11 protein-coding genes are annotated in these 13,653 nt (G+C 29.2%); 4 read left to right on the top strand and 7 right to left on the bottom strand.

What is annotated here, in order from left to right; all coding sequences use genetic code 11:
- The first annotated feature begins 94 nt into the window (after positions 1-94).
- Positions 95-838 (top strand): EFR1 family ferrodoxin, encoded by a 744-nt coding sequence (locus tag BR66_RS0106410; protein ID WP_026882169.1) that lies wholly within the window; start codon positions 95-97, stop codon positions 836-838.
- A 176-nt stretch (positions 839-1,014) separates the two neighbouring features.
- Here BR66_RS0106410 and BR66_RS0106400 read toward each other — a convergent pair whose 3' ends face one another.
- Together BR66_RS0106400 and BR66_RS0106395 are read right to left on the bottom strand one after the other, a co-directional pair.
- Positions 1,015-1,626, bottom strand: coding sequence for a hypothetical protein (locus BR66_RS0106400; RefSeq protein ID WP_026882168.1), 612 nt, complete (start codon positions 1,624-1,626; stop codon positions 1,015-1,017).
- Positions 1,627-1,808: 182 nt separating this feature from the next.
- Positions 1,809-2,903, bottom strand: a complete 1,095-nt coding sequence (locus tag BR66_RS0106395) for a hypothetical protein (protein ID WP_026882167.1) — start codon at positions 2,901-2,903, stop codon at positions 1,809-1,811.
- Between the two features lie 221 nt (positions 2,904-3,124).
- On the opposite strand from BR66_RS0106395, the gene BR66_RS0106390 reads away from it, so the two are divergent.
- On the top strand, positions 3,125-4,432 hold the full coding sequence (locus BR66_RS0106390) for a sensor histidine kinase (RefSeq protein ID WP_026882166.1): 1,308 nt from the start codon (positions 3,125-3,127) through the stop codon (positions 4,430-4,432).
- Positions 4,433-4,443: 11 nt separating this feature from the next.
- Complete coding sequence (locus BR66_RS0106385; protein WP_026882165.1) at positions 4,444-5,193, top strand: LytR/AlgR family response regulator transcription factor; 750 nt, start codon at positions 4,444-4,446, stop codon at positions 5,191-5,193.
- Here the strand turns inward: BR66_RS0106385 and BR66_RS0106380 are convergent.
- The 5 genes from BR66_RS0106380 to BR66_RS0106360 all read right to left on the bottom strand — a co-directional run bounded on the left by BR66_RS0106380 (position 5,180) and on the right by BR66_RS0106360 (position 12,086).
- Positions 5,180-5,983 carry an MBL fold metallo-hydrolase gene (locus tag BR66_RS0106380; protein ID WP_026882164.1) on the bottom strand — a complete coding sequence of 268 codons (804 nt, stop codon included), beginning with the start codon at positions 5,981-5,983 and terminating at the stop codon, positions 5,180-5,182. The two genes, BR66_RS0106385 and BR66_RS0106380, sit on opposite strands and share 14 nt — an antisense overlap.
- A 16-nt stretch (positions 5,984-5,999) precedes the next feature.
- Positions 6,000-7,142 (bottom strand): glycerate kinase family protein, encoded by a 1,143-nt coding sequence (locus BR66_RS0106375; RefSeq protein WP_026882163.1) that lies wholly within the window; start codon positions 7,140-7,142, stop codon positions 6,000-6,002.
- 17 nt (positions 7,143-7,159) lie between these two features.
- Positions 7,160-9,178 (bottom strand): Na+/H+ antiporter, encoded by a 2,019-nt coding sequence (locus BR66_RS0106370; RefSeq protein WP_026882162.1) that lies wholly within the window; start codon positions 9,176-9,178, stop codon positions 7,160-7,162.
- Between the two features lie 245 nt (positions 9,179-9,423).
- Positions 9,424-10,014, bottom strand: a complete 591-nt coding sequence (locus BR66_RS0106365) for a class D sortase (protein ID WP_242841122.1) — start codon at positions 10,012-10,014, stop codon at positions 9,424-9,426.
- Positions 10,015-10,121: 107 nt separating this feature from the next.
- Positions 10,122-12,086, bottom strand: a complete 1,965-nt coding sequence (locus tag BR66_RS0106360) for a metallophosphoesterase (RefSeq protein WP_026882160.1) — start codon at positions 12,084-12,086, stop codon at positions 10,122-10,124.
- A gap of 338 nt (positions 12,087-12,424) precedes the next feature.
- On the opposite strand from BR66_RS0106360, the gene BR66_RS0106355 reads away from it, so the two are divergent.
- On the top strand, positions 12,425-13,591 hold the full coding sequence (locus tag BR66_RS0106355) for a YibE/F family protein (RefSeq protein ID WP_026882159.1): 1,167 nt from the start codon (positions 12,425-12,427) through the stop codon (positions 13,589-13,591).
- Positions 13,592-13,653: the final 62 nt, after the last annotated feature.

Here is a 13,653-nt window from a genome sequence, read left to right as displayed (position 1 = left end):
TTTATATGTATACCGTTGCAATGTTTTGTATACTGTATTATAATATATTAATCGATACGTTACAATTGTAACGCTAAAATCTAGGGGGAAAATTATGAAAATATTATATTTTACATCAACTGGAAATAGTTTGTATGTATCAAAGAAAATTGGTGGAGAATACTACTCAATTCCTAAGTTACTAAAGGAAAATAGTTTAGATTTTGAAGATGAAAAAATAGGTATAGTATTTCCAATATATAATGGTGGTGTTCCTAAAATTGTTGAGGAATTTCTAAATAAGGTGAACATTAAAAGTAAATATATTTTTGGAGTAGCAACCTATGGAGCTTTTTCTGGCTCAGCATCAGCACACCTTTTAGAAATTGGCAGCAGAAATGGATTCAAATTTTCTTATATTAAAGAAATACTTATGGTTGACAACTACCTGCCTGGTTTTGATATGAATAAGCAGATTCAAGGACAAGCTAAGAAAAAAATAGAGGAAAATCTTATGATAATAATTAAAGATATAGAGGCTGGAAATAAATATATTAAGAAAGGCTCTAATATTATGGAATTTATTAGAAAACAATTAGAAAAACATTATAACACTAATTTCGAGAAAAATTTTTCTGTGGGGAACAATTGTAATGGATGCAAAGTATGTGAAAAGGTCTGCCCTGTGGATAATATAAAAGTAGAACACAAGCCAGTTTTCAAAAATAATTGTCAACATTGTTTGGCTTGTATTCAAAATTGTCCACAGAAGGCTATAATAATTAAAAAAGAAAAAAGTGAAGCTAGATTTATTAATGAGAATATTAAATTGAAGGAAATAATTGATTCAAATAATTAATAAAAGGCTTTGAAAAATGGTTAGAAAGGTGTACTATTTTCCCACATGAATTACACTTAATATTTTCATATGTTAATTTTTTAAATGGGGAAATAGCATTCTCATTACAATAAGGACATTTCATAAAACTCATCCCACTCTCTTTAATTAAATTTTCCCTCCATTTAAATCATGCATTATTTTCCAACTACTAACTTTGGCCTAGCAGTTATAACGAAGGTAGAAACTTTCCATTGCGTTCCTTCCTTTGAAAGTGTTATTTGTCCCTCACCGGTGTCTGACTGTACGCTTTTATCTTTACTGGATGTAAATTTTAGCTTAGATTTATAATTATATATTTCTGTATTTTGTTGATTATCATCGGAATCCTTTGTTAAAGTGACACCAGTAACTTCCATGATAAAATTGTTTGTTGAACAAGCTTCTACATTCATAATATTTTCTCTGTTAATAACAAGAGTTTTATATGATTTTTCTGTCATTAATGGTTTTGTAGTTTTATCAACAAGGGATTGTATAGACGTTTGATATTCCTCAGATTTTTTTACCTCATCTGAATCATTAGTGTTTGCAAATTGTGTACCCTGGGCTTTTGATAATTCATCATATTTAGCAACTTCCTCTGAATCTACTGTATAAAAACCTTTCACAAATTCCTCTGCAACTTTTTTACCACTACTACCATCAGAAACAACCTTTTTATCACTATCTCCACCAGAACTACTGCACCCCACAAACGTTATTGATAATAAAAGTAGTAAACCTAATAATTTTATTACTTTTTTCATATTTTTCCTCCATCCTGATTAAAATTTTCAAACAATTCACAGTCATATTATATCATCATATACTATAAAATGGGTATCCACTATAAATTTTACATATTATAATGAAATGAATTTAATGTCTACTACAAAGGCAATTTTAATTCATCTTGCTAATTATGTTTCAATAGTAATTCTAACATTCTTTAGTTATTCACCCTTGAAAATTGAGTTATTAATTTTTTTTCAATAAGGCTATAATTTTCACTAATAGTGAATTCAAAATAATTATCCAACATATTTATTATTTGTTCTAAAGACATCAAATGTCCCAAAAAATATCTAGATCTTTGCAGCAAATAACTATCATTTGGAATTTTTTCATGTTCTAAAAAGTATAAATTATATATTTTATTAGCTAAATCAAAATTCTTTTCAACTGAAGTAAGATATAGTATTACTGTATGAATATACAATATTATTCCTGGTTTTAAATTTTCAAGTTCTATTTCCACGTTTGAAAAATTTTCGATGTTTTTTTTCAATATCTGAGGATAATTATTATTGTTATTTAAAACAGAATTATAGATTAGATAGCTTTGAATTTCGAATTGAAGGAGAGCTTTTTCATCAATATTTTTTAAATCTATTTCTTCAAAGCAATCCTCTGCAACTTTATATAAATAATTATTACTAAAATAATTACTAGAATAATTATTAAAAGACATTAATGATTTTAAAACATAATTTTTGTTAGTTAACAATAATAAAAAGATAGATCCATCTCCATAAATTAAAGATAGCATTGCTAAAAATAATGATGTTATTCCTAATATTTTTTTTAGCAAAATAATTTCCACTATATTTGTTGGGAATATTAAACAAACTATTCCTAATAAAATACTAGTAATTGGACCCGCTAAAGTAGCTAAAGCTATTTTTCTTAAGTTTGAATTATAATCATGTAAATCTCTAATAACGTGGATGTTAGGTATAATAAATCCAACTATATCAGTATCAATTTTAAAATTTATATTAATGAACCATTTGTTATTTTTCCTGATTAAAAGAACTGGATAACATGAGAAAACAGAGGATTTCATTCCTAAAATAATCAATAATATTTGATGTCCTAGTCCATGTATAAATGTAGTGACAAATATACTAAATAAGCAATTAACAATTATAATAAACATTTTATATCTTTCTAAACTAACCCAACCTAGAACAAAAAAATAATCAAGACTTAATATAGTAATTATAATAGATATTAATATGCCCTTATATAAATTTTGCTTCAATTTTCCACCTCCTTAGTAAAATCTAAATACTATTTTAGATTTTGCCTACTAATAAATTCATCATATAATCCTATTACAGATTATACGATAAATTTATTAGTATAATCTGTAAAAATACTAAACGTATATTTTCTTGTACTTACCGTGAAAAATATAGTAAGTATGTGTTCATAATATGATATAATATGATAAAATTATACATAAGGTGGCTTTAATCAAATATGCACGGTTCAATAAAAACATTAGCCTCGATTTTAATAATATATTGTTCTATAATAAATTTAAATTCCTATAAAATAGTAATTAATAAGCTAATATTAATGATAATAATCACAGAAATTATTTCTGTAATTGCATTTCAACAAGGTCAATTTATAGCAGTATTTCCAGAGATCGTTATACCCATTATTTTTATTTATGGAAACAATAAGAACATAATAAAAAGTGTTTGCTTATGCATATTTTCATTTATTATTACCATAGTTTTTGAATATTTAATAAGTTACATTTGCATTTATATTTTTGGAATGAATTTAAACAAATCAGTAAATAGTATGTCAATTTATTTAATAGTTTTTGTTATTGAATTTACATTAGTATTTGCCTTTAGTAAATTTTTAGGCATTTTAATAAACAAAAAAGTTAAACTAAACACTATGATTTTAAATATTAAAAATGGATTATTGATACTTTTAACTTTAATATTAACGCTTACAATTTTTTACACAAATATGATTTTACAACCTAACAATGGTAGCACTAACAAAATAATAAAGATAAATTTAATATTATTTTTTTGCTATTTAATAATTTTATTGATAATTATGTATGTACTAATTAAAAGTATTACTAAAGATTTAGAATATAAAAATAAGCAAATTCAATTTGAAAACTTGCAGCAATATACTGATAGCTTAGAAAAGATATATACAGACATGAAATCTTTTAGGCATGATTACATAAACATTCTTTCCACTATGGTTGGTTATATAGAGGAAAAAGACATGGATGGACTTGAAAAACATTTTAATCGTAATATTTTGCCTTTAAGCAAAGGTATTGAATCAAACAATTATAAATTAGGTTTATTAAAAAATATAAAACTCCCAGAATTAAAAGGCGTGCTTTCCTCTAAACTCATACGAGCTCAGGAACTCGGCATTGATGTACTTATAGACATACCCAAATCAGTAGAAAAAATTAATATGGACATTGTAGATCTTTGCAGATGTATTGGCATTTTAATTGATAACGCAGTTGAAGCCAATGTAAAATGTGATAAACCTTCCCTTAAAATCGCTATTTTTTATGGAAGTAGTTCGATTTTTTTTACTATCATAAACAATTATTCAGAAGAAATGCCACCTATTTACAAAATGTTTCAAAAAGGTTTTTCCACCAAGGGTGAAACCAGAGGATTAGGTCTTAATAGTCTCAAAGAAATTTTAGGAAAATATAATAACATCACTATAGAAACATTAAATAAGGATGATGAATTTATCCAAAATATTAAAATAGACAATCTTTAGGAGTTGATGGGATGCTTAAGGTATTTATTTGTGAAGATAATGATTTGCTACGAAAAAAGTTTACAAAAATCATAAAAAACTTTATAATCATTGAGAACTTTGACATGGAAGTAGCGCTGTCTACAGAAAATCCTTACAGTATTTTAGATTACATAACTAATAATGAAACTTCCGGATTGTATTTTTTAGATATTAATTTAAATACTGATATAGATGGCTTAATTTTAGCAGAAAAGATACGAGAATATGACCCCCGTGGCTTTATTGTGTTTATTACTACCCATGAAGAGATGACCCCTCTCATATTTAAATACCGAATAGAAGCTATGGACTATATTATAAAAGATGATTTTCATGCTGTAAATGAAAGAATATATCAATGCATTATTAATGCTAATAAAAGATATTCTGCGAAGGCTACAAAACTCGGACAAATTTTTAATGTTAAGCTTAATGATAAAATAATAAATGTTGAATATAATAAAATTTTATTTTTTGAAACTTCACAAAACAAACACAAAATCATATTGCATGCTATTGATAAACAATTTGAATTTAATTCACAGGTTAAAGAAATTGAAGACAAGTTAGATATTAATACATTTTATAAATGTCATAAATCATATATAATAAACATAAACAATATTAAGGAAATAGATGTAACAAGGCGGATTGCACATATGGTAAACGGTGAAGAATGCCTTATTTCTTTTAGAGCATTAAATGGATTAAAAAAACTACTTATGCTTACAATTCAATAATATCTAGATCATCAGGAACAATAATATTTCCCGAATAAAATTTTCTACCCTCATCAGTATATAATTTTTTTCTCTGGGTTATATTTTTATCTTCAGTATGATACATAACTATATTCTTTACATTTAATCGAGATGCATTTTCACATGCATCCTTTACTGTAGCATGATGTTTTTCGTAAGGCTTAAATATATCTTTTTGTGAAAACAAGCAAAAGGCTTCATGAAAAAGATAATCTGCATTATTTGCATATTCAAAGGACTTTTCATTATAAGGCTCATCACCTAAAAAAGTTATCTTTTTACCATTTTTAAGTATTGTACTAAACCCGAATTGTAGTTGTTTTGTGCTTCTAATATCAAAAAATTTTATATTCCAATCTAGTATAGATAATTTACATTTATCATTAATTTCACGAAATATTATCCTCGTTCCAATATATTTTGTAAATTTCTTATCTAAAAGTAGATCCGAAATTGTATTTATTGCATCAATATTTTCCTTATGGCAATAAATCGTCAAATTATTATCATATTTTCCATTGATGATTTGCTGAGCCACAGCCCTTATAACCCATATAATACCAGAAATATGGTCATTATGTCTATGTGATATAAAAACATTATGAATTTGATCCATACCAATATCTAATTTTTCTAAATTTGAAAGTATAGTATTTCCTCCACCTGTATCCACCAAAAAATGTTCTTTCCCGTTTGAAATAGTAAAACAAGTGTTATAACATTTTGTAACCATAGCACTCCCAGTACCTAAAATATTAATTACTTCCATAATTTTTGCCTCCAATTTATATTAGATTCATTAATCTTACTACATTCTCAGCAGTTTTCTCTATATTTTCTTTACCGTTTGATAAAGCTTCTTCCAAAGTTGTTAATTCTCTTACAATACCGAATATAGAATCTATGCCCTTATCGTATAATACGTCTATATTTTCACCAACTCTTCCAGCAAACGCTATTACAGGCTTGTTATATCGTTTTGCCACCGTCGCTACCCCTAAAGGCGTTTTACCATATTGAGTTTGAAAATCTATGCTTCCTTCACCAGTCCAAACCATATCTGCTAATTTCACTTTTTCCTCTAAATTTGTATATTCAATAACTATTTCTATACCCTTTTTTAGAGTACCATTTAAAAATGCCATAAGGCCTGCTCCAAGTCCTCCAGCTGCTCCTGCACCTGGAACATCTAAAATATCCTTACCTAATTGTTCCTTAACAATTTTAGCAAAATGCCTTAGGTTAATATCTAATTCTTCTATCATTTGTGAAGTAGCTCCTTTTTGCAATCCAAACACATTTGAAGCACCCTTAGCACCACATAATGGATTATTAACATCACAAGCTACTTCTATTAAAGTATTCTTTAATCTTGGATCAAAATCAACTAAATCTATATTTGCAAGGTTACTTAATTCCCCACCACCAAAGCCAATTTCATTTCCGCCTTTATCCATAAGCTTTCCACCCAAAGCCTGAATAACTCCTGCACCGCCATCATTAGTTGAACTACCACCTATACCTATTAACAGTTTTTTTACTCCATAATCTAGGCAAGCTTTTATTAATTGTCCGGTACCATAAGTTGTGGTTATTAGCGGATTTCTTTTCTGTATAGGCACTAAATGCAAACCGCTTGCACTGGCCATCTCTAATATTCCCGTTTCGCCATCACCTAAAATGCCATAGGATGCTTTTACTTCATTTCCTAATGGACCAACCACATTTAAGTAATATATATTTCCACCTGTAGCATCAACTAGGGATTGCATTGTTCCTTCCCCACCATCTGCCATTGGTACATGTATGCAATTAATGCTTTTATTGACCTTTTTAATTCCTCTTTCCATAGCTTCACAAACTTCTTTTGCCGTCATGCTTTCTTTAAAAGAATCTGGTGCCAAGAGAATAGTTAAGTTTTCTTTCATATCAATTACCTCCAAATTCAAACTATTTCTTCCTCTATAATAATAGCCTCAAGATAATTTATAAATTGTCTTAATTTGCTAGCAATTTCTCTTGTAATTTCATTATTTTCAAATAAGGATTGTACTTCATTCCTTTGTGCCTGAAGAGCTTTAAATTGTAATTCCCTTCTTTGCTTATAAAAATTAAGATCCTTATCTTTATTGCTTACTCTATTCATTTTTCTTATAATTTCATTATAATGATCTATAACTACAAATGAAGCTTTCATATTTTCTTCATTCATTTGAGCCTTTATTTTAACTATAGCGGCTTTAGAAGTTAATATCTTTGCCCGCTTTAACTCTTGCATATTTGCCTGCTCTGCAGTTGTTGATTTAACTAGTAAATTTTTAATAATCTTTCTTACTAATATAATTTTATTTATTACTCTAAACTTTATTTTTCTATCTAAATACTTCTCCATGTTATTCAGTACATACTCCTGTTTATCCATAACACAAGTAGAAATTTCGCCAGTTTTAAATAACCTTTTTATTTCAACATGCTCAGCTTTAAGCCCTATTGCTAATATATCTTTTTCTATCTTTCTATCTTGGATGTTAAGCTGGAATTCTTGCTTATTTATAAAATTATTTTTTATGATTTTTTTATAACTGGAAATTAATGATAAGGTTGCTTTTTTGTTATCTAAATCTAGATCATCATTTAAAGCTTTAATTCCAACTCTAATTACTTTTCTAAATATTTCTTTTTCTAGCATATCCACATTATAGGCATCTAGTTTTTTATCTCCCTTTGACAAAATAGGAAGAACAGTACTAGCCAAAATCAATGAAAACAAAATAACACCTGCTGCTATGAATATAATTAAGTCACGTTCGGGAAAAGCCTCATTATTGCCCAGAACATAAGGTATGGAAAAAGCTCCAGCTAAAGTTACTGAACCCCTAACACCTGAAAGCGCTGTTAAAATAGATGGCTTTAATTTATGTTTGTATACATGCTTTTTTTTACCAATATTCCAACTTTCATTCCAAAATAAATATACCCACAAAAATCTAAGAACGATCAATGTTAATGAAATAACTAAAATATATATAAATACCTGAACATTACTAATACTGTTATCCTTTAAAATCACAGATTCTACTGCTGGAATCTGTAGTCCAAGTATCAAAAACACTAAGCCATTTAATATAAATAAAATTACTGACCATGTGCTAGAAGATACAATCTTTAACTTAGAAATTGCTGATTCTGTAAAATCCGATTTAATTGATTGAACTATTCCACCTGCAACTACAGCTAAAATACCTGATACACCAAGTTCTTCGGAAATCATATAAATTATAAATGGAGTTAATATTTGCACTAATACATGGAATGTTGCATCTTCCATTCCAAGTCTTCTTATTGCCTTACTACCTCTTATTATTAAATAAGCAGTAATTATTCCGCACAAAACTCCACCTATAGCAATAACAAAAAAGCTAAACGTGGCATGAGTTATAGAAAATACTCCGCTTACGGTAGCCGCAACTGCAAATTTAAATGCAACTAAACCTGAAGCATCATTCATTAAGGCCTCGCCTTCAAGTAATCTCATTATTTGTTTTGGTAAATGGATTCTCTCTGATAATGCACCAACTGCAACTGCATCTGTTGGTGATAAAATAGCCGCCAGAGCAAAGGACGCTGACAGTGGAATAGAAGGTATCATCTTGTTTATAACTAGCCCTACTATCACTACTGTTGTAAACACCAAACCTAAGGACATTAATAAAATCGGAATTCTTAATTTCCATATCTCGTCACGCTTAACTATTTTTCCATCATTATAAAGAAGTGGTGCAATAAACAATACCATAAATAGCTCCGGGTCAAGAGGCATATTTACTCCTAGTGGAGAAACAGCTAAAACTATTCCTAGTGCTATTTGGATTAAAGGTACTGGTATCCATGGGGTAAATCTATTTATAACATTTGAAACACCAATGCTGGTAAGAAGAATTAGTACAACAATAAATATCTCCATATAATAACATAACCCCCTTAAGGTATATAAAAAAGCTACATATCTCCTAATAACTTTTTCGTGAAACCTAATAGATTTAAACATCTATATGTGTATTATACCTTAAATTCACATTATCTATATGTTTTTCAACACTAATATAAAGCCGTCAAGAAATTTATTGCAGCTTCTTAGATAGATATGCATTATAATACTCCTAGATTATAAATGAATGGGGATCAATTAAAACAAAAAATACATAAAAATCATTCTAATCTTGCTTTAATTATTAATCGATGAGTAGCAATCCTTATAGGTGTGCATGTTACAAGAGTCATAGTGGAATCCGTAGTAGGGTTTAATACTTGAACCTGGCTTGGAAGCACAACTTGTATATCATATACTTTATATTTATACTCTCCATTAACTGTTTTAACCTGTATTTCATCTCCATCTTTAAGCTCGCCTAACCTATTAAAATATTCTCCAAAAGTATAGCTTCTGTGACCTGCTAAGCAAAAATTGCCCTTTTGCCCAGGCATAGCGGTACCTTTAAAATGTCCCACTGCATATTTTAGTGTTTTAAGGTCAGCACCTTCACCTATAGCAACTTTTAAATCTATTTTGGAAATAGTCAGTATACCTATTGTTCCATTTTTTATTATGTCTTTGAGGTCCGTGGAATCTATGGTACTATCCTTGACGTTAGATTTTTTGTTGTTTTTTGAATTTTTAATTTGTTTTTCATAATTATTTATCATAGTATTTTGTTTTTGCATTGTCCAATACTTAGCCGCAAATGCATATGAGATTATTAACACACCTATTAATACTAGTACCCCAGCAATGATTCTCACCTTTCTCAATCACTTATCCCCCTTATAAAAAATAAGGGCTACAACAAAATTATATATTTTCTAATTTCAGTGTAGCCCCTAGCAATTTTTTTAACCATTAATTAATATTATACTCTTTTTCTCTTTCTACTTATTAATATTACTGAAGAACCAGCAATAATTAATACTAATCCCAATGCCATAAGAACACTTTCATCTACAAACTGTCCAGTCTTTGGCAAAGTACTTGCAGTTGTTGTAACTCTTGAAATTGGTGTTGCAGTTGCGGTTGTTGCAGTTGCTACCGGTGTTGTTGTAACTGCTGGTGTTTGAAGTTTTGTTATAGTGCTTTCAGCTGTTGTTAATTTATTGTAATTTGTAACTAAAGCCTTTTGAGCATCTGTAAGTGCATTGTATGCAGTTCTTAAAGCCGTAACAGTTTCTTTATCTGATAAAGCTACATTTTGAGGAATTGCGTCTATTTTAGCAATAACTGTAGCTGCTGCTTGTTGATCAGCAGCTTTTACTGCTGCAGCTTCAATGCTTGCAATCTGTGTTTCATCATCTGAAAGAGAGGTAATATTAGTTACAAGTTTTTGCTCATCAGCACTTAAAGCAGTGTAAGCAATACGCGCATTTTGGACATTATTTTTATCATTTAATGTAATTGCACTTGAAGCGGGTAAACTGTTTATTTGATCAATAACATTTGCTGAAGATACATCCGGTTTAGTGGATTTAAGTAATGTATAGCTATCAGTTTGAGTCATTGTATCAGTTCTATATGTTGTAATTGTGAAACTATTGCTTGTTACTGTAACCCTAGAAAATGTTGGTACTTTGATTTGTTCCTTTTTAGCTTCATAAAAATTATTTGTACCTGGTTGTTGCATTTCATAATACTTACTTCCACTGGCAGAATTAGCAGTGATATAAAGAGTACCTGTTGCATCTACTACTCTACCCTGAGCATCCACAGCGTCAGTTTTAATAGCTTGTCCGCCCTTCATTTGATAAGTTCTAGTATAACAGTGATCATGTCCATCTAAAACTACATCTATTCCTAAAGAATCAAATATTGGAGGTAAATCCACCCTTCTTTGTATTATGTCTGCATCTGTTTCATGATCTGCTGAACTGTAGATTGAATGATGTAGAACTGCTACCTTCCAAGTTGCACTTGGATTTTTTGCAATAGCATCTTTCATAAATTGTTGATGGTCTGCTTCATTTACATCATTACTGTTTAACATCAAATATAATGTATTGTTATATGTGAAGTAATAATCTGTACCAGAGTCTTTATTACCACCGGATAAACCCGCATCAAAGCTTCCATATTTATCTGATAGATTTGGAGCATCAAAGTGTGTCTTGTGTCCTGGTCCATAGGTTTCATGATTTCCTGCTATTGATGCTACTGGTAGAGATTTTAATTGCTCAGGCGCAAAATAGCCAGTGTATTCCGATTCATTGCTTGCACCATTAAGCTCTTTTCCATTATTTACTTGATCACCAACAGAAATCATAAAACTATTATCAGTAAATAGTTTAGTCGCTTTATTTAATGTATCTACCCATCCAGCGGAATCCTTGCTTATATCTCCGCCAGCACCAATCTGTGGATCACCTGCAAATAAGAAGCTGTAGCTATTTTTATTGTAAGTATTATAGCTATACGTAGCACTCCAATTAGTACCGTCACCTAAACGATAAACATATTGTGTATTTAATTTATATCCAGTAGTTGAAACCTTGTTAGCAGTGAACCCGTTATTTCCAATGGAAGTTTGTCCACTAAATGTTTGTGCCGTGCTAACTGGAAAGTCGGTGCCTGTTACATCAGATTTTAAAGCTACCTGTACTACAGGTTTTGCATTACTATTACTTGAATACCAATTAAAATTCAGCTGCGAAGAATCAGCCCCTGGAGATAATACTATGTCATTAAAATTATTATCAACACTTGCACTTGCTAGTACAGACTTACTATTTACGGAAGTTGTTGCTGCCATGCCACTTGTCATTAATACACTTGAAAAAATAACTGAAACCCCCAAAACTAATGCTACTAACTTTTTACGATTTTTCATTCATTTTACCCCTTTACATATTAATAAAATTTGGATGTATAAAACTCTAAATCCTCCCTATAAAAATTTTTACAATTACTACATTTTTCCATAGTTCAATGCAACTATTATGATATCAGCTTTCTGCGGCCGTTTCCTCCTTGTTATTGTAAATTGTGTGTAAATTTAAATCTATTGAATATTAAGAAAATTTTACCTTTTATTTAACCTAATTTTTACACAGACTTAATTTTTTACCATGATTTATGTTTTATAATTTAAGATATATGTATTTTATCTTTAAGTCATCCTGAAAAAATACCTAGGCACTTTGCCTAATTTATCATAGGAGGAAATTTATGACTAATTATTCTAACAAATCAAAAATTATTTTTTCATCAATAGTTTTAATTTTATTTTTTATCTTTTTATATTTTTTTAATATCAATCATCCCATAATTTTCACCTCCCAAAATGGTACTGCTAGTGTTGACTATGAGAAAGCAAAGGTTTTAAGTGTAAAAAATACAAACCTTAAAAAAAGTATAAATTTAAATAATCTATATTTTGGTAGTCAAGAAGTAACTGTGAGAATTCTTTCCGGGAAACACGAAGGAGATATTAAAACAATACCAAATTACTTAACAGATATTCATAATGTTTTTACCAAGGAAGGCATGACTATTATTATAGATATTGACTCAATTAACACAAAAACATATAATGCAACAGTCTATAGCTATTATAGGGCTCCGGTTGAATACCTCTTTATTTTCTTTTTCTTTTTGGCTCTAAGCATAATCGGAGGTAAAAAGGGAATTAAATCAATTTTAGGAATTATATTTACTTTTATCTGTATTATATTTTTATTCATTCCAATGATATTTAATGGATATTCTCCAATTTCAACCTCATTTTTAATAATAGTTCTTACAACTTGTGTTTCATTATTCTTATTAAGTGGTTTTACAGCAAAAACTCTCTCCGCAATACTTGGTACTATTATTGGAGTCACTATTGCTGGAACTATTGCTATGATTTTTGGAAATCTAGCTCATTTGGATGGTCTAAATGGACAAAATACAGAAACCTTAAGTCTAATTTCAACTAAATCTGGCATGCAGGTCCAGGGACTACTCCTAGCATCAATACTTATCTCTTCTTTAGGTGCAGTACTAGATTTAAGTATGTCTATTGCTTCTTCTATACAAGAAATATACATATCAAATCCAACCCTTACTTTTAAACAGCTATTTAAGTCAGGCATGAATGTAGGTAAAGATATGATGGGAACAATGGCCAATACCCTTCTACTTGCTTTTACAGGTTCTTCCCTTACTATGTTAATTGTTATATATTCTTATAACGTTAGTTTCACCCAATTAATGAATATGGACATGGTAAGTATAGAAATAATACAAGGTGTGACAGGTAGTATAGCTGTCATATTAGTGGTTCCAATTATAGCTATGATTTCTGCAAAACTAATTCCATCTTTTTTACATGTAGATAAAAATAAATCCTAGAGCTACAAAAACATAGCTCTAGGATTGCATTTCAAAAATTTTTAGTTAACAACCTTGATTTT

The sequence above is a fragment of the Clostridium akagii DSM 12554 genome (assembly GCF_000686725.1).
GTDB lineage: Bacteria > Bacillota > Clostridia > Clostridiales > Clostridiaceae > Clostridium_I > Clostridium_I akagii.
Note: the sequence above shows the minus strand (reverse complement) of the source record. Positions and strands in the feature narration are given on the sequence as shown.